Origin of the sequence: Acinetobacter sp. MD2(2019), from assembly GCF_035615615.1 — a bacterium.
Classification (GTDB): Bacteria; Pseudomonadota; Gammaproteobacteria; order Pseudomonadales; family Moraxellaceae; genus Acinetobacter.
In genome coordinates this window covers 22,270-44,237 of the sequence record NZ_VTDU01000017.1, presented here as the reverse complement: position 1 = coordinate 44,237, position 21,968 = coordinate 22,270, and the positions used below count along the sequence as shown (strand labels likewise).

Sequence of the window (21,968 nt, the reverse complement as noted above, 5' to 3'; positions counted from 1 at the left end):
TTTATTCTGAACCATCTGGAACAAACACATAACCTACGCCCCAAACCGTTTGAATGTAGCGTGCGCGTGCTGGATTATCTTCAACCAAGCGGCGTAAACGTGAAACCTGAACGTCAATTGAACGTTCCATTGCACCCCATTCACGGCCACGGGCTAAATTCATGAGCTTGTCGCGTGTGAGCGGTTCACGAGGATGCTGTACTAAGGCTTTAAGCACGGCAAATTCGCCTGTGGTTAACGTCACGACTTGCCCTTCGCGGGTTAATGTGCGGGTAGATAAATCGAGTGACCACGGACCGAAACTCACCACTTCCATATGTTGGCTAGGTGCGCCCGGTACCTCACGCACTTGACGGCGTAAAATGGCACGAATGCGCGCAAGCAATTCGTTTGGATTAAATGGTTTTGGTAAATAATCATCTGCACCAGCATCTAATCCTGCAATGCGGTCAGAGTCGCTGCCGCGCGCAGTAAGCATGATAATGGGTGTATCGATATTCGACTGACGTAAACGACGGCAAATACTTAAGCCATCTTCTACAGGTAACATAAAATCTAAAACGATCAGCGAAAAAAGCTCACGTTGTAGTAAGCGATCCATTTGTGTAGCATCGTGAGCAGTTTTTACAACAAAGCCTTTATCTTCTAAAAAGCGTTGCAATAAGGTCCGCAGACGAACGTCATCATCTACAACTAAAATCCGCTCTACACGGTCGCTATCGTGAAGTGCTACATCTTGAGTATCTGCAGGTACCACTAAACTCATGAAGTGCTCCCTTAATTTTTAAAATATCATTGTTGATTGTTTGAGTATAATGCTTAAAGGTTGGCTCTGGCTATGTATTAATTTGTTCAAATTAACAAATATATACAGTAGCATAGTCAAAATGATCTGCTGTTTAAAATCAGGCACCTAAAACCAAATAAAATGACTCAAATAAAAATATCGGCCGCAAAAAATGCAATTAATTTGCAAAAGATGAGAAGAAATTTAAATTTTGAGCATATTTTGGGTAGATTTTACAGGCATGGTCTTTATAATCACTGCTTTTAGTTCTATTCCTTATGGGATCAAACACGATGACTGACCTCGTTCAGCAGTTGGCAACCGAGCTTGCCGTACGTCCGAACCAAGTAGAAGCTGCAATTCGTTTAATTGACGAAGGCGCAAGCGTTCCTTTTATTGCACGTTACCGTAAAGAAGTGACACAAGGTCTTGACGATACGCAACTGCGTCAACTAGATACACGTTTAAGCTATTTGCGTGATCTATATGAACGTCGTGAAAAAGTCATTCAATCTTTGCAAGAACAAGAAAAGTTAAGTGATGATTTACTTGCACGGGTGAATGCGGCAGAAACTAAAAATGCCTTAGAAGAAATTTATGCGCCGTATCGTCCAAAACGTACCAGTAAGTCGTTTAAAGCAAAAGAAGCTGGTTTAGGCCCAATTGCAACGCAAATTATCTCGCAAGATATTGAACCTAAAGAAGCTTTAGTTGGTTTTAATCATCCAGATTATCCTGATTTAGACAGTCAGTTAGATGCGGTGACCCACATCATTATTGATGAATGGGCGCAAAATATTGCACTCAGTGTCGAATTAAAAGCTATTTTTGCCAAAACCGCTGTGTTGAAAAGCGCAGTCGCGTCTGAAGAAAAGAAAGAAGTGGGCAAGAAATTCCGTGACTATTTCGAGTTCTCTGAAAACTTAAATAAATTGCCATCTCATCGTTTATTGGCATTGTTGCGTGGTCGTCAAGAAAACGTATTGACCTTAAAAGTGGATGGTGAAGATGACTTGCCATTAACGCGCATTGAAACGGAATATGCACTAGAAACGATTCAGCCAGCAGCGCGCCAAGAATTTTTAAAGCAAACCGCAAAATTATTTTGGTTAGGTAAGATTCGTCCGCAAATTGAACATTCATTGCTGACAGACAAACGATTAAATGCTGAAAATGAAGCCATGCAAGTATTTGCTGAAAATCTGCGTCATTTGTTATTGTCTGCACCGGCCGGTAGTCGTACAACTTTAGGTGTCGATCCGGGTATTCGCACTGGAGTGAAGCTTGCTGTCGTTAGCGACTCGGGCGATGTATTGGCACACAGCACCATTTATCCATTTGCACCTAAAGAAGATAAAGCGGGTTCAATTGCTGAATTGGCACGTTTATGTAGTGAATTTAAGGTTGATTTGGTTGCGATTGGCAATGGTACAGCCAGCCGCGAAACCGAAAGCTTAGTTGCAGAGATGATGGCTGCGCATCCTGAATTAACGTTGACGCGTGTAACGGTGAGTGAAGCGGGTGCTTCTGTTTATTCTGCCAGTGAATTGGCTTCGCAAGAATTACCAGAGCTCGATGTTTCGATTCGCGGTGCAGTGTCGATTGCGCGCCGTTTACAAGACCCATTAGCAGAACTTGTGAAGATTGATCCAAAATCGATTGGGGTGGGGCAGTATCAGCACGATGTAAACCAAACTGGTTTAGCCAAAACCCTTGATGCGGTGGTTGAAGATTGTGTGAATGCCGTAGGCGTTGATGTGAACACTGCCTCTGCTGCAATCTTGGGTTATATTGCCGGTTTAAATAAATCTATTGCACAGCAAATTGTGGAATATCGTAAAGAAAATGGCCGTTTCGATAACCGCCAAGCGCTTAAAAATGTACCTCGTTTAGGCGAACGTACCTTTGAACAAGCCGCTGGTTTCTTACGTATTTTAAATGGTGCTGAACCTTTAGATGCATCTGCCGTGCATCCTGAAAGTTATGCCTTGGTTGGCAAAATTGTGGCAGCCAAAGCGACCACAGTTAAAGACATTATTGGCAATACCGAAATTATCAGCCAAGTGAATGCCAATGAATTTGTTGATGAAACAGTCGGTTTACCAACCATTCAGGACGTTTTAGCGGAACTTGAAAAGCCTGGTCGTGATCCACGTCCAGAATTCCGTACGGCAAAATTCCGTGAAGATGTCACTGAAGTTGCACAATTGACTGAAGGCATGCAGCTTGAAGGCGTGATTACCAATGTGACGAATTTTGGTGCATTTGTGGATGTTGGCGTACATCAGGACGGTTTAATTCATATTTCTGAGTTAGCGAATGAGTTTGTGTCGGATCCGCATAAAGTGGTGAAACCGGGGCAAATTGTGCAAGTGCGTGTTTTAACGGTGGATGTCGAGCGTCAACGTGTTAATTTAAGTATGCGTGCTGAAGGTGCTGCACCAGCAAAAGCGCCACGCGCGCCGCGCCGTGAATCAACTGACGCACGTAAGCCTCAAGCCAAACGTGCGCCAAATGCTGCGCGTCCAAACGATGCTGCGAAAAAACCACCGCGTCCAAAACAAGATAAACCACAAGAGCAAAAAATTGGTGGTTTAGGTGCCTTGTTATTGCAAGCAGGGATTAAAGGTTCTAAATAATTTTTAGCCAAGCACATGAAAACCTTCCTTCGGGAAGGTTTTTTGTTAGAAGTGTATGCTTATATTTTATTTGTAAATATAAGTGCATGTATTTAAATTAAAAAAAATTAAAAAACAAAAAACATTACATAAAGATATAATAATTAAACTTTTTAATGATTATGTATTCAGACAATATCATGCCGCTTCATATTAAAAAGATTGGTATTTCAAACGATGAAATACCTAGGGATTTTCATTTTTATACATGGTTTAGGTATGACATTTTTACAGGTCAGAAAAAAGTTTCAACTGCAAGATGGTCTTTCAGGTCTTGTGGTGTTTTTAGTGGCATTACCGCTTTGTTTGGGTATTGCTTTAGCGTCAGGTGCACCTATTTTATCGGGTATTATTGCAGGTATTGTTGGTGGAATTGTGGTGGGTGCTTTAAGTGGCTCGCATATTAGTGTAGCAGGGCCCGCAGCAGGATTAACGGCAGTTATTTTGACTCAGCTCGATCAATTGGGTGGCAATTATGCTGCCTTTTTATTATGTATTGTGTTTGCAGGCATTTTACAAATAGGTTTTGGTTTACTCAAACTGGGATTTTTTGCCAACTTCATCCCCAATAATGTCATTTTAGGGTTGTTGGCAGCCATTGGTGCAATTTTAATGCTCACCCAATTGCCGCATTTACTTGGTTTATCTGAATTGTCATGGAAAGAATTATTTCATGCTGAATTTAGCTTAATTTCTGAGCAGTTTGATGCAGGTGCTGCCATGATTGGGGTGCTGAGTTTATTGCTGATTTTGGCATGGGAAAACAGCCCACTTAAAAAACGCGTCATTCCTTCGGCGTTGGTCGCCATTATTTTAGCTGCAATTTTAAATCTTATTTTAGTTAAAGCACATTCACCGTGGGCAATTCAAGCCGATAATTTGATTCGCTTACCGAATATTCTAGTCGATGCGGATGATGTCTTTATTTTTCCAGATTTTGCCTATTTAAAAGAACCCTTAATATATACAGGTGCAGTGACGTTGGCGGTTGTGGCCTCGCTTGAAACTTTGCTGAACTTAGAAGCTGCTGATAAATTAGACCCGAAAAAGCGTTCATCCCCACCCAACCGCGAATTATGGGCGCAAGGCACAGGTAATATTGTGTCTGGCTTTTTAGGAGGGATGCCTGTGACTTCGGTGATTGTACGTAGCTCCGTCAATGCCAATAGTGGTGCACAGAGTAAATGCTCGACCATTATTCATGGTGTTTTATTGCTGCTTGCAGTGGTCTTGTTTGTACCATTAATGAATATGATTCCATTGTCTGCCTTGGCTGCTATTTTAATGCTTACAGGTTTTAAGCTGACGCATCCCAAATTATTTAAGAAGTTATATCAACAAGGTTGGACGCAGTTTATTCCATTTATCATCACACTTGTGGCGATTTTGCTCACCGATTTATTAATGGGAATTGTGATTGGTTTAGCGAGTAGTATTGCTTTTATTTTATATGGCAACTTACATAAAGGTGTGCGTGTTTATAAAGAAAAGCATTTACATGGCATCATCACTCGAATTGAGTTGCCATCGCAAGTTACTTTCTTAAACCGTTCAGCACTCATTTCTGCCTTAGCGCATGTACATCGACATGAACAGTTGGTGATTGATGCAACACAGTCAGATAGTATTGATCCTGATATTTATCAGGTGATTTTAGATTATCAAAATGAAACCGCAGTACAACGCGGGGTAAACGTTAAACTCATTGGCTTTAAACAGCATTATGCAGAATTGGATGATGCTGTACTAGATATTGATATTAGCACGCATGATTTACAATCGAAGCTTAGCCCAAAAGAAGTATTGAATGTTTTAAAAGAGGGGAATCAGCGGTTTGTGAAGAATGACCGTTTACAGCGTGATATTTATCGACAAATTCGAGTGACCGCAGATGAAGGGCAGCATCCAATCGCAGCAGTTTTAGGCTGTATGGATTCGCGTGCGCCAACGGAAATGATTTTTGATGTGGGAATTGGTGATTTATTTAGCTTAAGAATTGCAGGTAATATTGCAGGACAAAAGGTATTAGGTTCACTGGAGTTTGCTTGTCAGGCGAAAGGTTCTAAAGTCATTGTGGTGCTAGGACATACCGACTGTGGTGCAGTAAGCAGTGCGTGTCAGTTGCATTTACAGCGCCAACATATTGCTGATGTGAAAGAAATGCCTCATATTCAATATGTACTTGGTCCACTTATGCATTCAGTGAATAATGTATACGAAATTATGCAGCCGCGTGAATTAAGCAAAGGTTTTTTAGATCAAGTCACCGCAATGAACGTACATTACAATATTCAATATATTTTAAAGCATAGCACTGTATTAAATGATTTGTTTGAGCGCGGTGAAATTGAAATTGTGGGTGCAATCTATGATGTAAAAACGGGACAGGTCAATTTCTTGTCTTAACAAATCATTAGAGTATGAAGCAAAACGCCTCTTAAATAGAGGCGTTTTTAGTTTTACCAATGTTCGCCTGGGAACAAGCGAGCATATGCTTTTTGAATCCAATTAAGTTGTTCTTCTTTGCCACCAACCGAAGCGCTTGAGCTTGGAAATAAATTAAACCCAATCGACATGAGTTTGTTATTAATGTCAGGGGCAATGGCATAGGTTAATGACGCCAAATAACCCAAATGTGTGGCAATTTTTTTCGGACGCTTCACAATGGCATAAGCGACTAAATCGGCTGCTTGCTCTGGTGAAAGCGTCGGAACGTAATTATAAATTTTAGTGGGTGCAATCATTGGGGTGCGTACCAAAGGCATATACACCGAAGTAATCGCAATTTTATGTGAATGTACTTCGGCAGATAAACAGCGACTAAAGGCATCTAAGGCGGCTTTTGACGCAACATATGCCGAAAAACGGGTTGCATTGGCCAAAACACCAATGGAACTAATATTAATAATTTGCCCATTTTTACGCTGAATCATATGCGGCAGTAAATTCAGAACCAGTCGAACTGCGCCAAAATAATTGAGCTGCATGGTGCGTTCAAAATCGTGAAAACGATCGAGCGATTCATGTACCGCACGGCGAATAGAGCGTCCTGCGTTATTAATTAAAATATCAATATGTTCAACTTCTGCCAAAATTTGCTTTGATGTGGCATCAATGGCATCCATATCACTTAAGTCGCAAGTAAAGATAGATGCTTGGCCCCCGTGCTGCTGAATGTCTTTTTGCACGTCTTCTAAATTCTCAAGTGTTCGGGCAACCAATAAAACATGGGCACCAGCAAGGGCAAGTTTTTTTGAAACAGTGAGGCCAATACCACTCGATGCACCCGTGACTAAAATGGTTTTTCCTGCAACCGTTTCTTGAAAGCGTTGTTCAAGTTTTTTGTTCACTTCTTTTTCCTGATCTTGATGGACAATGTCCGAAACTTAACTTTAATTGTACTGCAAGTTATGCGCTCTCTGAGCAAACATACAGCGTGATAGTGTTTAAATTGATGCAAAATCAAACATCTAAAAGGGTATTCTCATCCATTACATTGTCACAGTTTCGCGTGGTTGTGCTGTGGTCAACATGACTGCGTGAATGCTGTTTCTGCTTTAGTAATCCCTGCGTACAGTTTTAACGCATATTTTATATATAGCATGCTTTTTTTGCACAGTGAATAGTCAAAAAAGTGATTTGAATTTGTACGATTTTGTTTCTTGGCAATCTTATATTTACCCTAAAACGTCAGTGCTGGCGTATTTTGGCCATTTATCGAGAGGATAACGATCTTCCAAAAACATACCTTCAAGAATAGGAACTTTTCAGCGTATAATAGGCAAAATTTTGTCGCAATTTTGCGATGGTTTGCTTTTCTTATTTCGAGGAGTCCTGAGTGGCCCAATATATTTATACGATGAACCGAGTGTCGAAAATGGTTCCGCCAAAGCGCGAAATCTTAAAAGACATCTCTTTATCATTTTTCCCAGGTGCAAAAATTGGTGTGCTTGGTTTGAACGGTGCGGGTAAATCGACCTTACTCCGGATTATGGCGGGCGTGGACAAAGATTTCTCAGGTGAAGCTCGTGCACAGCCGGGGATCAAAATTGGTTATCTTGAGCAAGAACCACCACTTGATCCAAATAAAGACGTGCGTGGTAACGTTGAAGATGGTTTACGTGAGCCTTTAGATGCTTTGGCGCGTTTAGACGAAGTATTTGCTGAATATGCAGCAGAAGATGCTGACTTTGATGCACTTGCCAAAGAACAAGAAAAGTTAGAAGCCATTATCCATTCATGGGATGCACATAATATTGTCAACCAAATGGATCAAGCGGCTGCCGCACTAAACTTACCGGCTTGGGATGCGGATGTGACTTTGCTTTCGGGTGGTGAACGCCGCCGTGTGGCATTGTGTCGTTTGCTGTTATCTAAACCTGACATGTTGTTACTTGACGAACCAACTAACCATTTGGATGCAGAGTCTGTATCTTGGTTAGAGCGCTTCTTAAAAGACTTTACTGGTACTATTGTTGCGATTACGCATGACCGTTATTTCTTGGATAACGTGGCTGAGTGGATTCTAGAGCTTGACCGTGGCATGGGTATTCCGTATCAAGGTAACTATTCGTCTTGGTTAGAGCAGAAAAATGCTCGTTTAGAGCAAGAGAACAAGCAAGAAGAATCTTTTGCCAAAGCATTGAAAAAAGAACTTGAATGGGTTCGTTCAAATGCCAAAGGTCAGCAAAAGAAAAACAAAGCGCGTATGGAGCGTTTTGAAGAGCTGAACTCGCGTGAATTCCAACAACGTAACGAAACTTCTGAAATTTACATTCCACCTGGTCCACGTTTGGGCAATAAAGTGGTTGAAGTGGAAGGTATCAGCAAATCATTTGATGGTCGTTTACTGTATAAAGATTTAACTTTTACCGTACCACCAACGGCAATTGTGGGTATTGTAGGTGAGAATGGTGCAGGTAAAACGACATTATTCCGTATGATGACCGGCGAGCTACAACCAGATACAGGTTCTGTGGTGCTTGGTGAGTCAGTGAAAGTGGCTTACGTGGGTCAGATTCGTGACACATTGGATAATAACAAAACGGTTTGGGAAGAAGTTTCTGGCGGTTTAGATATCCTACGTATCGGTGAATACGAAATTGCATCACGTGCATATATCGGTCGCTTTAACTTTAAAGGTCAAGATCAGCAAAAACGCGTAGGTCAATTGTCGGGTGGTGAGCGTAACCGTTTACAACTTGCGAAAATCCTGCAAATGGGCGCAAACGTGATCTTACTTGATGAACCATCGAATGACTTGGACATCGAAACGTTACGTGCACTTGAGGATGCAATTTTAGTCTTCCCAGGTACTGTAATGGTGATCTCGCATGACCGTTGGTTCCTAGACCGTATTGCAACGCACATCTTATCATTTGAAGGTCCAACACCAGAGTTCTTTGACGGTAACTATACTGAATTTGAAGAATATCGTCGTAAACGTGATGGTGATGACCTTGTAACTAAGCGTCAAAAATATCGTAAAATTGGTGGTTAATCTGCACATAAAAAAAGGTCAGCAACTGCTGGCCTTTTTTTTATTTTGATGAAAGTTCAAAGCACTGAGTGACGCTTAGCCTATGTATTTTTATGTGGCTTTCTTCAAATTTAGATAAAAGAAACCCCACTTTAAATGAAGTAGGGTTTCTTTTTAGGATTAAACCTTAAAGTGTATTTCTAATAGATTAGAAACGTACTTTTGCGTTTAAGCCAACAGTTTCAATACCAGGAAGCTCATCAGTTTTTGCATTTGCTTTGGTATATGTTGCGCCAACAGAAACTGCTGGTGTAATGAAGTAGTTTACATTACCGCCCCAAACGTGGTCGTAGTATGAATTCATATCAGATGTATCTGTATAAGCCATACCTACGCTAAGTGCTGGGTTTAAATAAAGGTCAGTTTTTAAACCGTATGCGCCTGCATCGTTGTTAAAGATCCCTTTTAATTCAAAACCAATCGCCATGTTTGTATTGTCAATTGCGCCAACATATTTTGCACGTGCAGTTGCGAAATCTTTATGTTTTTCAGCACTTGCATTGTTTTTAACAACAGCAGATGCAATACCGTTATCTGCAATATCAAATGCATCTAACGCGTTATGGTTATTTGTATAACCCACAGCCATTAAGAAGTTTTGAGTTGGTTCTGCACCCAATTCAACTGCATAACGGTCACCACGGAGATCTTCAGCACCATCTTTACCATCTAAGTTAGTATGGCTGTAAGATGCGCTAGTATAAAGTGGTACTGAACCTGTATATGGTGTTGTGAAGTAAGCTTCACCTTTTACGCCACCAGTGTTGTTTTGGTAGTTAAAATTAGGTGTTGTATATTTATCGTAATGATAAGCCAAAGACACATTAGATGCTTTGTTTAAAAAAGCTGCTTCTGCTAAAGGACCTTTAGACGCGTCTACATCTTTAAAGTAGTAAGTACCTTGAAGGTCACCAGTAAAGTTTTTCGGGCTTTGAGTTGTGTTTACAAACTCTGATTGACCTTTCACTTCTACTTGGTATGCGTGAGCACCGGTCATGGCGAATAATACAGCAGTAGCTAAACCGATTTTTTTCATCTTTTGTTTCCAAAGTTGCCTTTTTAATATGCGGACTATTCTATTGTTACAAAATATTAAGTCAACAAAATTGACACCATTACAATGTTTCAAAATTGTATTTATTTTTCACAAAAATTTAACATAAAATAAAATCCAGGCTTTATTTAATTGTTTTTGTTATTTTTTTAAGGCCTTTTGAAAAATGGATTTTTATCCATAATTGCATTAAATTGAATTTTATTTCTGTTTTTTATGGTTGAAAAATGGTCTATTAGTGGCGGTTTTTTGAATAAAAAATAGACTTTATTTCTCATCTAAGGTCCTCAAATTAAAAAAAATTGTGACTGTGACTGGTTAAATGAGACGTATTCACATATTATGCTGTGTTAAATTGCATTTTTATGGTGCATATGGGCAGTACCAAGCAGTACTGCCAAAGGCTAATTTTTAGCGGGTTAATAGCGGTTTAAGAAAATGCCCTGTATGCGAAAGGGGATTTTCAGCGACGTGTTCAGGGGTACCTTCGGCAATAATTTGCCCACCGCCTGAGCCACCTTCTGGGCCTAAATCAATAATCCAATCGGCGGTTTTAATCACATCCAAATTATGTTCAATCACCACAATGGTATTTCCCTTGTTGCGTAACTCGTGCAAGATATCGAGTAATTTTGCAATATCGTGAAAATGCAGTCCTGTTGTAGGCTCATCCAAAATATATAACGTTTTTCCTGTGTCACGCTTAGCCAGTTCCCGCGCCAATTTCACCCGCTGTGCTTCACCGCCCGAAAGTGTTGTTGCGGCTTGTCCAAGGCGAATGTAGCCGAGCCCCACTTGTATTAAGGTATCTAAACGGCGATAAATGACCGGAATAGCATTAAAGAATTCTGCGGCATCTTCAACGGTCATATTCAGCACATCTGAAATGGTTTTGCCTTTGTAGCCGACCTCTAGTGTTTCACGGTTATAACGTTTGCCGTGGCAAGCATCGCAAGGCACGTACATGTCGGGCAGAAAGTGCATAGCAACTTTAATCATGCCATCACCTTCACAGGCTTCACAGCGCCCACCTTTGACATTAAACGAAAAACGTCCTGCGCTATAGCCGCGCGCTTTGGCTTCAGGGGTTTGTGAAAACAATTCCCGAATTGGGGTAAATAATCCGGTGTAGGTTGCAGGATTGGAACGTGGCGTGCGCCCAATCGGGCTTTGGTCGATATCTACCACTTTGTCTAAATGTTCTAAACCTGAAATAGATTGGTATTTTTCTACGTTTAGCGTGGTTGCACCATTGAGTTCCGTTGCGGCAAGTGGCAACAGCGTTTTATTAATTAATGTTGATTTTCCAGAGCCAGATACGCCTGTAACGCAAGTCATGACCCCAAGTGGCAAGGTGAGGTTCACATTTTTTAAATTATGGCCTGATGCACCCAACAGTCGAATATTTTTACTTGGGTCGGGTGGGGTGCAGCGTTCCGGCACTGTAATTTGAAGTTTGCCCGATAAATACTGTCCTGTTAAAGAGGCTTTATTTTTTGCCAATTGTTTGGCAGTGCCTTCTGCAATCACTTGCCCACCGTGAACCCCTGCACCGGGGCCAATATCAATAATATGGTCGGCAGCACGAATGGCATCTTCATCGTGTTCAACCACTAAAACCGTGTTCCCTAAATCGCGTAGTCGAATTAAGGTTTGTAATAGGCGGTCGTTGTCGCGTTGATGTAAACCAATGGATGGCTCATCTAAGACGTACATGACGCCCATTAAACCCGCACCAATTTGCGAAGCCAAACGAATCCGCTGTGCTTCACCGCCCGACAAGGTTTCGGCAGAGCGCGACAGACTTAAATAATTTAAGCCAACACTAACTAAAAAGTGTAAGCGTTCGCGAATTTCTTTAAAGATTTTGTCGGCGATTTCACCTTTTGCACCATCGAGGTTTAAATCTTGATAATACTGTTCTGCATCGCCAATCGACATTTGGGTAATTTGGCTGATGGTTTTGTCTTTGACCCGAACGTGGCGAGAAATCGCATTTAAACGTGAGCCATCACAGGCATCGCAGGCGGCATTGGATAAATACTGTGCTAAATCATCTCGAATATAATTACTTTCGGTTTCGCGATAACGCCGTTCTAAATGGGCAAGTACACCTTCAAAGGCTTGAATACGTTTATGATTTCGGCCACGTTCATCGACATAACTTAAATCAATTTTTTCTTTGCCTGTGCCGTATAAAAATTTCTTTTGCGTGTCTTGGTCAAGCGTATTCCATGGCGCTGTTAAATCGAATTGATAATGCTCGGCGATTTTTTGCAGCATGCTGAAATAGTACGGACGCTGTTTATCCCAACCGCGAATGGCACCTTGTTGTAGTGATAAACTCGGATTCGGAATTAATTTTTCCGCACTAAAATGGCTGCGTGTGCCCAAACCATCACAAACAGGGCAGGCGCCAAAAGGATTATTAAAGGAAAATAAACGTGGTTCAAGTTCGGCAACGGCACGGTCACATTCAGGGCATGAGTGCTTGGCTGAGAAAATCCGTTCGGGCTGTTCTTGTTTCATCCACGCTAAAATAGCTAAGTCACCGCCCAGTTTTAAGGCGGTTTCAAAGGATTCGGCAATGCGATTGCCTAAATCGTCACGGACTTTAAAGCGGTCAACCACTACTTCAATGGTATGTTTTTTCTTTTTATCCAGTTCAGGTGGTGTATCAATATCGATAATTTCTCCATCGACACGGGCACGAACAAAGCCTTGTCCTTGTAATTGTTGGAATAATTGGCTGTATTCGCCTTTACGTTCACGCACCACAGGGGCAAGTAGCATTAATGCACTGCCTTCAGGTAAGGCTTTTACCGCATCGACCATTTCTGAAATGGTTTGCGCCACCATCGGCAAGTCATGTTCAGGGCAATACGGTGTGCCGACTCGTGCATAGAGCAGGCGCAAATAATCGTAAATTTCGGTAATGGTGCCAACGGTAGAACGTGGATTGTGGCTGGTTGATTTTTGCTCGATGGCAATGGCTGGCGAAAGTCCTTCAATGGCATCGACATCGGGCTTTTCCATTTGTGATAAAAATTGCCGTGCATACGCCGATAACGATTCGACATAGCGGCGTTGCCCTTCGGCATATAAGGTGTCAAATGCCAGTGATGACTTGCCTGAACCTGAAAGCCCCGTGATCACCACAAACTTATCGCGTGGGATATCGAGGGACACATTTTTTAGATTGTGAGTACGTGCACCTCGAATACGGATATGACTTAGGCTCATAGCGAAACAATCCTATAATTGAATGAGTTGAAAATCAGAGAATCTAGTGTATATGCAGTTGCAGCCAAAAGGCTAGGCAGATACAAAAATGCTAGGATAAAAAAAAGCACAGCATAAATGCTGTGCTGAGGAGTAAAGGCCAACTTAATTGCCTGAGGCTTTAAGTTTTAACAGGCCATTGAAAATTGATGTTCAAAAATAGAGTCGACCTGTTCAAATTTAAGCTGACAAGGTTGTTTTCCCGAGTGGAACGCATAATGAATGACGGCTTGTTCAAGTTGCGACAAAAATTGTTCATAATCTTGTGCAAAGTGTTCAATGTCTAATAAATCCACACGTGAGGGATGGTTGCAATTATATTGAGCGATAAAACCGAGCATTAAGTCTTGAATGTGCCGATTACTAAAATAAATTAAATAGGTTGCTGCTGAGCCGCAGTGTAAACAGCCTTGATTGATATAGATTTCTTCATTGACAAACCAACATTTTCGCAGCGTCATCATGGCGCGGATGGCTTCAGTACCGTGAGTATCATATTGCATCGCATTTCTCTGACAAAAGTTAAACCAATATGGAATGATCTAAATGGTAAAGATTATCATTATCTTTTTAGCATGTTCGATTTTAGGCTAAAAATCAAGTTTTTTTGCGTGGCTTTTTTTATCAGATTGCTCAAGTGCGGTCTTAATTACAGGAATGTGAAAATAATTTACGCCAAATTAAAAATTTATGGCATGTTATTCAAGCTTGAATGATTGGGGTGAACAGGTGTGCTGGGGCTATTTCTGAAATGCGTATTGGGTGCATTGGTCGTATTATTGATTTCAATTTTATCTAAAAGCAAAGCCTTTTATATTGCAGGCTTGGTGCCTTTGTTTCCGACCTTTGCCTTAATTGCCCATGCGATTGTATTTCAGCAACAAGGCGCTGAAGCGTTACGAAAAACGGCATTGTTTGGGCTGTGGTCGTTATTGCCGTATGCAGTGTATTTAATTGCAGTGTATCTTTTGGCAACGCGAATGTCGGTATTGGCGTGTTTAAGTTCGGCAACGTTGGCATGGGTGATGGCGGCGGCGGTATTGCTGTATGGCTGGCAATTATTTCAGCATTAAGGACTGCAAATACAGCGTGTTGAAAGAGACTATAAAAATACAGAAAACTATCCTTATTTATGCATAAAAGCCGCATAATAGCGCTGATTTTTTGATTTGATAAAAATAGGCGCATGTAAAGATGAAGCACTTTCGATTTTCCATCTTTTTTTCGCTGGTCTGTTTAGCGATTTCGGCGTATTGGGGATATACCCATGGCCCAGATGCAGGCATTGCGACCATGCTTAAAGCACTTTCTTTAACCGCAATTTTGGCGATTATGGAAGTTTCGCTATCTTTTGATAATGCCGTGGTGAACGCCTCAATTTTGCGTGGATGGAATCATTTTTGGAAAATGATTTTTTTAACCGTGGGTATTTTAATTGCCGTTTTTGGTATGCGTTTGGTTTTTCCCATTGTCATTGTGGCGGTGACCGCAGACATGAGCATGTTCGATGTGGTGCATCTTGCTTTGAACGATCCTAAAACCTATTCCATGCACTTAATTGAGCATCATGCTCAAATTTCTGCGTTTGGTGGTGCGTTCTTAAGTTTGGTTTTTTTAAATTTTTTCTTAGATGCCGAAAAAGAAACCCATTGGTTTAAATGGTTAGAAAAGCGCGTGGCAAATTTGGCCAATGTGCCTGCCATGTCGGTCTTTTTAACCTTGGTGGCTTTATTGCTGATGACGCATTTTATCCCCGAAATGTTACGTCTTGCCGTACTATCTGCGGGCATTTGGGGCATTGTGATTTACATTGGTGTGCAAGTCATTGGGCATTTATTGGGCGGTGAACCTGAAATTGACGAACACGGGCAAGCCATTGCTCACGATGCGCATGGCGCAGCAACTGGCGTAGTTAAAGCCGGCTTGGGTGGATTCTTATATTTAGAAGTTTTAGATGCCTCATTTAGTTTTGATGGTGTGATTGGTGCATTTGCCATAACTTCTGATGTGGTGATTATTATGCTCGGCCTTGCCATTGGTGCGTTTTTTGTCCGTTCGATGACCATTTATTTGGTCGAAAAAGGCACCTTAGATGCGTATGTTTATTTAGAGCATGGTGCGCATTATGCCATTGGTGCTTTGGCAATGATTATGTTGGCAAGTGGCACGGGTGTACATATTCCAGAAGTGGTTACTGGATTGGTCGGTGTAACCTTTATTGTTTGGGCGGTCATTGCATCGATACAATATAATCGAGCGCAAGCGTCATAAGATTAAGCCTATTTTCAGGAAAATGTATAAAATGGTGGGGTACAATATACGTACCCCATTTTTTATGCGCAAAAATAGCGTAAAAAGTGTGCCTGATTTGATGATTTAAAATATTAGAGAACCTAGATTGATATGATGAATGCTTTAGAACGCCGCTCTACCTTTGCCTTAAGTAGCATTTTTGCATTACGGATGTTAGGGCTGTTCATGATTATTCCTGTTTTTTCAGTTGCAGGACAATCATATCAATATGCAACGCCTGCGTTGTTAGGTTTGGCTGTGGGTGTGTATGGTTTAAGCCAATCTATTTTGCAAATACCATTTAGCCTTTGGGCTGACCGGTTTAGCCGTAAACCATTGGTGGTGATTGGCTTGTTACTGTTTGCTTTAGGTGGCGCGGTTGCGGCCATGTCCCATACCATTTATGGGGTGATTTTAGGTCGTGCCATTGCAGGTGCTGGCGCAGTTTCTGCGGTGGTGATGGCATTACTTGCCGATGTGACCCGTGAAGAACAACGCTCTAAAGCCATGGCCGCTATGGGCATGAGCATTGGTTTATCTTTTGTGGTGGCGTTTAGTTTAGGGCCGTGGCTTACGGGTTTAGTGGGGATCTCAGGACTGTTTTGGGTCACCACCATTATGGGTTTATGTGCCATTTTTATGCTGTTTTTAGTGCCAAAAACCACACGTCATCATCGTAATTTTCAGCAAGGCTATTTACCGCAGTTAAAAGCTGTATTGAACATGCCTGATTTAAATCGCTTACATGTTTCGGTATTTGCATTACATTTGTTGCTTACCGCTATGTTTATTTATGTGCCATCACAGTTAATTGCCTATGCAGGCATTCCATTGTCTAAACATGGCATGGTGTATTTACCGTTATTGTTAATTGGTGTGATGCTGTCTTTTCCAAGTATTATTATTGCGGAAAAATATCGCAAAATGCGCGGCATTTTTCTGTTTGCCATTACGGGTGTCGTTTTAGGGTTACTTACCCTTATTTTTGGCGATCATTCTAAATATATTATTTTACTTGGGCTCGGTTTATTCTTCGTGGCATTTAATGTCATGGAAGCTTTATTGCCGTCTTGGTTATCTAAAGCTGCACCCATTCAATCTAAAGCGACGGCCATGGGCGTTAATGCCAGCGCGCAGTTTTTAGGGGCTTTTTTTGGTGGCACATTGGGCGGTCAGTTATTAATGCTACATAACACTGAAATGGGATGGGGGATTTTAAGCCTGATTGCCGTGGTATGGTTATTGATTGGTTTGGGCTTAAAACAACCGCGTTATTTATCTTCAGTGATTTTAAGATTACCTGAGTCAAAACAAACTGACGAATGGACTGTTCAACTGCTGGCAATTCATGGTATTGAAGAAGTCGTCGTCATGCCTGATCAGCAGATTGCTTATGTGAAAGTCGATAAAAAGCAATTAAATGAAGAAGGGCGACAACATTTAACGCACTTGTTCGGTAAAGAGCTAGTCATTTAAGTAGAACTCTTATAAAGTAAAACATAGAGACATATAGGAAGATAGTAGACAATGCGCGGTGTAAATAAAGTTATTTTAGTCGGTACCTTAGGTCGAGATCCAGAAACCAAAACTTTTCCCAATGGCGGGTCGTTAACGCAGTTTTCAATTGCAACCAGCGAATCTTGGCAAGATAAAAACAGCGGTGAGCGAAAAGAACAAACAGAATGGCACCGTATTGTGTTGCATAACCGCTTAGGTGAAATTGCACAGCAATATTTGCGTAAAGGTTCAAAAGTGTATATTGAAGGTTCACTGCGCACGCGCCAATGGACTGACCAAAATGGACAAGAGCGTTACCTCACCGAAGTACGTGCCGAGCAAATGCAAATGCTTGACTCGAACCGTAATAATCAGGGTGACCAAGCTGAAAACGGTGGTTTTAATCAACCTCGTTTTAACAACAATAACCAAGGTGGTTTTTCAGGCAATAACAACAATGGTTATGCACAAAACACAGGTTATCAAGGCGGTGGCTTTAATAATAATGCGAATCAAGGTGGCTATGGCAACAATGCACCACAGGGCGGTGGTTTTAACCAAGCTGCTGCACCGAAACCTGCACAGCCTGCAACGCCTCCTGCAGATTTAGATGATGATTTACCGTTCTGAGACACACCTGAGAGTATCTTTTGTTAAATTTTAATATTCTTATTATTTAACAATAAATTAAATAAAAGATTTACAGATTCTAGAAATAGTTCTGTAAAGTGTCAAATAAAAGAAAAAGCCCAATTCTGATTGGGCTTTTTTTATATCAAGATGAAAGGACAGACTTTGGCTAAAATAGTAAATGCGCTATACAAAATGGAGGTGATTGAATATTTGAAATTTGATTGGGCCGGGCTATCTGATGGTGAGCTTGCAACATTGAGTTAAATGGATTGGCTTAATAAAAAACCATCTATAACAATAACTGGTTATAGACGGTTTCTTGCAATGATTTGTTAAATGAACGACAAAGAAATATGGCTTACCACGGTGTTTTCTTTTCCCATTCAGGATCAAATCCTGATGTTGAAGCCGCGACTTTTAAATAATCAGCATAGCTTTCTGCCAATAAAATGGGTGGAATCTCGTTGATTGGAAGTTCATTACTGTTCCAAGAACGACTGCCTTTTTTACTAAACGCCAATTCATAAAGTACCGCGGGAAGATTTTCTTCAGGCACATAACTGCCACTGAAGGTAATTTCAACATCGATGCCCAATTGCTTATATGGTTTGGTATATCGGTCAAATGAACCGCCATCTTCAATGCTGGCCCGCTGATAACCTAACTTGGTGACCACTCCACGCAAGGTAAAGGTATCGGTGAGCCACCCTTTGTGATCATTAATTTCAGTGGCGTTTTTATCTTCAAATTGAGGTAAATGATGTGTCATTTGCTCAAATAAAAATTTCACTTTGTAATCTTTGAAGTGTGCAAGCCACGCCTGTGCTTCATCTTCACCGACCAAAACGGCATGTGAAATTTGGATTTTACTGTCTGGGCTCAGCTCAATTTCATCATCCTCTAAATTCAATAGTGCACCATCATCACTGGGTCTAAAACTGACTTTTTCACCATCGGGTTTGATTTCAAGCCAAGTTAGACGTTGAATCAAACGACGCATAATTGGATGTGCAAAGATGTACTCTTGCCACTCCGCCACATTCCACTGACGTTCACTGCACATGGCTTCATACAAACGTCCCGTTTGCATATCCACGACTTGTTTGAACTCTTTTTTACTGGTGCTAAACAGGGTTTTGGCCTCTTTGATCAGACTTTCATCGTCATTTTGGCGCGCAGCAGGTAAGGTTTTAACTTCTTTTCCTTCTTCATTCTTTAAAATGAATTTGTCTTTATCGTCCACAATTGCAGTAAAGTGACGCGAGCCATAGTGCAGTTGTAATACACCATTTTCATCTAGGCCCGCCGTTGGAATGGTACGATCCGCCAATTCATCGCTGGTCCATTGATTCCGTTCTGCGATTTCAGCCACTAACGTATTGGCAAGGGTTTGGACGGAAGCAGTACGATAACGGCGAGAAAGGGAAAGCAACAGCTGGATAATCAACGGATCATTACTGACCGACAACGCATGGATCATTGCTTCAATTTGTGAGCGACGAGCGTAGTGCTGTTTCATATAGTTTTGCAGTTGTTTGACTGCAAAACTTCCTTGTGCATGGGCGGTGAGTGAAAGCATCCCTTTACTTTTGATTGCAGAACCTAAGTAGATGCCTAAACGTTCACGCTTAATTTCTTCGGTCACCTCTTCTAACGTGATGGAGCCGTATTTGGCATAATATTCAGGATATTTTTCACCATAACGTTTATAGCTATCGCGATAAGAACTCAGGCGCTTCGGTGCTTCCTGGGTTGCGTATTGTGTTGCCTCATCCAGAGGGGTTTGCAACGTATCTTGATGAATAAAACTATGTAATAAATGGTTTGCCAGTTGTACTTGGTCTTTTTCATCGACTAAGCCCATGTAACGCTGCAATAATGCATTGGCTTTGGGTTCTTTCAGCTTTTCTGCCAAAATTACCCACCAGTTGATGATTTCAGCATCAACCGTTTTGCCATTTTTCCATTTTACTTTTGGTAAAGTTTCAAAATCAAACCATGTAAAGCTGGTTGATAGTTTGCCTTTAAGACCTGTTTGCGCTTCCTTGAGTAAGACGTCAGGTTTAAGGTAGGCGCTAATATCTTGGCCTAATTTTTCCAGTGCAGTGAGTAGTGCGGCACGGACAATTTCTTTTTTCTCTTTCTTTAAGAGTGTATTCAGTGGTTGAACAGCATCTTGATGTTGTAAACGTGCCAGCCATTCAATGGCGGTAATTCGAATCTCTTGTTTACCTGAATCTAAGGCTTCAATGGCACGTAGATGAATATCAGGCAGGTGCTGCAAGGTTTCTTGCGCTTCATAACGCAGTCGTTTGTTTTCACCTAAGGCAAATTCCAATAAGCGTGGAATAAATTGAGTTGGCAATGAAGGGAAGCATTTCAAGACAAAAATTGCATCAGAAGGGGTAAAACGTTGATATTCATTTTCTTCGAGTGATGGAGATAGCCCTAATGCTTCTGTTAAGTAGTCTTGATTTTCCGCAAAGAAGGGCCAAATTTTATCTGCATCGTAAATATAATCCTGCAAACTGCCAGAGTAGTATGAAGACAACAACATGCCTTTAGCCACTTTGCGCTTTGCATTGATAAACTGTGCGGATTCTAAAGTTTGAACCATGTGACGAAGTTCATATTGGGCGTATTCTTCTGGACGTAGCATGTCAAATAAAGAGGACCAATCAATCCAGTTACGATTTCGTTTAGAAAGAAGTCGAGCGGCATGCGTAATTGAAAATTCAGGATATTTCTTATATCTATTCTGGTACGTAATAATATTTTCTAGATACTGGACGTTTTTTAGGGGGGCATCCCCATTCAATTGATCGACAAGGGCTAATAATTCATCATGAGTTATTTTTTTTATGTTTTTCAGCTGGTCTTGTGCCCAATTGCGTTTGTAGTTGGCGGTTTTATTTTCTTCGATTTCATTAAGCGCATTCTGCTCAGCTTTTGCCAAAAGTTGTTGATAATTTTCTAAAATAACCTCAGAAAAATGCTGTGGAATTTTTTGTTCGATAAAGGGTTTAAATTCAGGAATTTCAATATTTTCTTGATGTTGTGCACTATCAACAGACCTTAAGCGTTGTATTGCCATTTGTAGAATTTGTTGTACGGACTTTTGCTTTTCTTGTTCAAAAGCGTGTTCTAAAACAGCAAGATTGTCTGCACCTAAACGTGCCAATAAGTCGGCGGAAAAACCACGTTCTTGGCTAGAGCCTTCGAGTAAACTGTGCTGTAAATATTTTTGACTATCTTCGGCATTCAGATTGCTCAGTAAACGGGTTGCCTTGGTACGAATTGTTTTAGACTTGCCGATTGCAAGTTTTACAATTAAGTCCGGTATCTGTTTGATTAGCGAAGGTTGTTGAGCAATATACTCTAAAAAATTTTCCTGTCCGACAATGCTGAGATTGGGAATGGTATTTTTTAATTGCTCGAGGCGTTCAAGAATAAAATCTTGAGTATCTTTTAAGACCCATAGTGTTTCTAATTTATTGGCATGATAACTGTCTATATTTTGACGCTCAAACAAATACGGTAGCAGTTCTAGTCCTAAACCTTGCTGTTCACTTTCAAGTAAATCAACCAGTTTTTGTTGTGTCCAATTTTTCTTCAATAATTTATTTGGATCACGCTCACTAAAATGCTGGCTTTCAAAAGTAGTGATCAAGGCATCCACAGTGAAATAGATAAACCAAGACGGCATTTTTTCATAAATATTGGTGAAGTTTTTTTGCTGGCTGGCAGCTTCAAGCACTTTGGCAAAGCGGACAATTTGCTCAAATGTTAATTGATCAAAAATTTCACCATAATAGTCACGACGACGTTTTAATGCTAATTCAGCTAGCTTATTTTGCTTTTTATCTAAGGTTTGATTGTTTTGAGGCCAATACCAGCCATATGTACCTGGTTTACCCAATAAAAGCAGGGCTTTTTCATCAGGGTATTGTTGTAGTTTGATCAGAATTTCGGGATTTTTACCATCCAAAATGAATAAAACAACCTCTTGGTCGAGTTGCTCTTCAATCACAGCTAAAGGACTAAATATATGATAAAGCTTTTCAGCTTTTGTTTGTTGTTCTTGAATACTTCTATCTTTTGGCGTGGAAAATAGAGATTCTATTTTGGAAAAAAGTTGATTTAACATATACAATCCTTTTGATCAACTGCATGTTGCTTTTATAAGGTCTTTAATACTTCGTTTGG

General features: G+C 40.8%; 13 protein-coding genes. 7 read left to right on the top strand and 6 right to left on the bottom strand.

The genetic code is table 11. The annotated features are described in order from the left end of the window. Position 1: 1 nt before the first annotated feature. A complete protein-coding gene (gene ompR / locus I2F62_RS09690; protein WP_324626816.1) occupies positions 2 to 766 on the bottom strand; it encodes a two-component system response regulator OmpR in 765 nt (254 codons plus the stop codon). Positions 767 to 1,080: 314 nt separating this feature from the next. Between ompR and I2F62_RS09685 the strand changes: the two genes are divergently transcribed. Together I2F62_RS09685 and I2F62_RS09680 are read left to right on the top strand one after the other, a co-directional pair. Beyond that, the gene (locus tag I2F62_RS09685; protein WP_324626815.1) at positions 1,081 to 3,426 is read left to right on the top strand and encodes a Tex family protein; all 2,346 of its coding nucleotides are present in this window, start codon (positions 1,081 to 1,083) and stop codon (positions 3,424 to 3,426) included. Positions 3,427 to 3,684: 258 nt separating this feature from the next. Next, positions 3,685 to 5,871, top strand: a complete 2,187-nt coding sequence (locus I2F62_RS09680) for a bifunctional SulP family inorganic anion transporter/carbonic anhydrase (protein WP_324626814.1) — start codon at positions 3,685 to 3,687, stop codon at positions 5,869 to 5,871. Positions 5,872 to 5,924: 53 nt separating this feature from the next. On the opposite strand, the gene I2F62_RS09675 is transcribed toward I2F62_RS09680, so the two are convergent. Further along, positions 5,925 to 6,815 (bottom strand): SDR family NAD(P)-dependent oxidoreductase, encoded by an 891-nt coding sequence (locus I2F62_RS09675; RefSeq protein ID WP_324626813.1) that lies wholly within the window; start codon positions 6,813 to 6,815, stop codon positions 5,925 to 5,927. 488 nt (positions 6,816 to 7,303) lie between these two features. On the opposite strand from I2F62_RS09675, the gene ettA reads away from it, so the two are divergent. Next, positions 7,304 to 8,965 carry an energy-dependent translational throttle protein EttA gene (gene ettA / locus I2F62_RS09670; protein ID WP_324626812.1) on the top strand — a complete coding sequence of 554 codons (1,662 nt, stop codon included), beginning with the start codon at positions 7,304 to 7,306 and terminating at the stop codon, positions 8,963 to 8,965. 187 nt (positions 8,966 to 9,152) lie between these two features. Here the strand turns inward: ettA and omp33-36 are convergent, their stop codons facing one another. From omp33-36 to I2F62_RS09655, 3 genes are all read right to left on the bottom strand, one after another. Further along, the gene (gene omp33-36, locus I2F62_RS09665) at positions 9,153 to 10,040 is read right to left on the bottom strand and encodes a porin Omp33-36 (RefSeq protein WP_324626811.1); all 888 of its coding nucleotides are present in this window, start codon (positions 10,038 to 10,040) and stop codon (positions 9,153 to 9,155) included. A 429-nt stretch (positions 10,041 to 10,469) separates the two neighbouring features. Next, entirely contained in the window at positions 10,470 to 13,301 is a 2,832-nt protein-coding gene (gene uvrA, locus I2F62_RS09660; protein WP_324626810.1) for an excinuclease ABC subunit UvrA, read from the bottom strand. A 167-nt stretch (positions 13,302 to 13,468) separates the two neighbouring features. Next, positions 13,469 to 13,843: a hypothetical protein gene (locus tag I2F62_RS09655; RefSeq protein ID WP_324626809.1), complete on the bottom strand. Its 375-nt coding sequence runs from the start codon at positions 13,841 to 13,843 to the stop codon at positions 13,469 to 13,471. 228 nt (positions 13,844 to 14,071) lie between these two features. Here I2F62_RS09655 and I2F62_RS09650 point away from each other — a divergent pair, with 228 nt between their 5' ends. The 4 genes from I2F62_RS09650 to ssb all read left to right on the top strand — a co-directional run bounded on the left by I2F62_RS09650 (position 14,072) and on the right by ssb (position 17,759). Beyond that, on the top strand, positions 14,072 to 14,413 hold the full coding sequence (locus tag I2F62_RS09650; protein ID WP_324626808.1) for a GlpM family protein: 342 nt from the start codon (positions 14,072 to 14,074) through the stop codon (positions 14,411 to 14,413). Positions 14,414 to 14,534: 121 nt separating this feature from the next. Further along, positions 14,535 to 15,611, top strand: a complete 1,077-nt coding sequence (locus I2F62_RS09645) for a DUF475 domain-containing protein (RefSeq protein ID WP_324626807.1) — start codon at positions 14,535 to 14,537, stop codon at positions 15,609 to 15,611. Positions 15,612 to 15,743: 132 nt separating this feature from the next. Further along, a complete protein-coding gene (locus I2F62_RS09640) occupies positions 15,744 to 17,108 on the top strand; it encodes an MFS transporter (protein WP_324626806.1) in 1,365 nt (454 codons plus the stop codon). A gap of 51 nt (positions 17,109 to 17,159) precedes the next feature. Then, positions 17,160 to 17,759: a single-stranded DNA-binding protein gene (gene ssb / locus I2F62_RS09635; RefSeq protein ID WP_324626805.1), complete on the top strand. Its 600-nt coding sequence runs from the start codon at positions 17,160 to 17,162 to the stop codon at positions 17,757 to 17,759. Positions 17,760 to 18,120: 361 nt separating this feature from the next. On the opposite strand, the gene I2F62_RS09630 is transcribed toward ssb, so the two are convergent. Next, a complete protein-coding gene (locus I2F62_RS09630) occupies positions 18,121 to 21,909 on the bottom strand; it encodes a DUF4132 domain-containing protein (RefSeq protein WP_324626804.1) in 3,789 nt (1,262 codons plus the stop codon). Between the last annotated feature and the right edge of the window lie 59 nt (positions 21,910 to 21,968).

What these genes read in the sequence shown, in the direction of transcription:
- ompR (WP_324626816.1), bottom strand. Translation starts at nt 766, where the DNA reads ATGAGTTTAGTGGTACCTGCAGATACTCAAGATGTAGCACTTCACGAT.
- ssb (WP_324626805.1), top strand. Translation starts at nt 17,160, where the DNA reads ATGCGCGGTGTAAATAAAGTTATTTTAGTCGGTACCTTAGGTCGAGAT.
- I2F62_RS09685 (WP_324626815.1), top strand. Translation starts at nt 1,081, where the DNA reads ATGACTGACCTCGTTCAGCAGTTGGCAACCGAGCTTGCCGTACGTCCG.
- I2F62_RS09630 (WP_324626804.1), bottom strand. Translation starts at nt 21,909, where the DNA reads ATGTTAAATCAACTTTTTTCCAAAATAGAATCTCTATTTTCCACGCCA.
- uvrA (WP_324626810.1), bottom strand. Translation starts at nt 13,301, where the DNA reads ATGAGCCTAAGTCATATCCGTATTCGAGGTGCACGTACTCACAATCTA.
- I2F62_RS09645 (WP_324626807.1), top strand. Translation starts at nt 14,535, where the DNA reads ATGAAGCACTTTCGATTTTCCATCTTTTTTTCGCTGGTCTGTTTAGCG.
- I2F62_RS09640 (WP_324626806.1), top strand. Translation starts at nt 15,744, where the DNA reads ATGATGAATGCTTTAGAACGCCGCTCTACCTTTGCCTTAAGTAGCATT.
- I2F62_RS09655 (WP_324626809.1), bottom strand. Translation starts at nt 13,843, where the DNA reads ATGCAATATGATACTCACGGTACTGAAGCCATCCGCGCCATGATGACG.
- I2F62_RS09680 (WP_324626814.1), top strand. Translation starts at nt 3,685, where the DNA reads ATGACATTTTTACAGGTCAGAAAAAAGTTTCAACTGCAAGATGGTCTT.
- omp33-36 (WP_324626811.1), bottom strand. Translation starts at nt 10,040, where the DNA reads ATGAAAAAAATCGGTTTAGCTACTGCTGTATTATTCGCCATGACCGGT.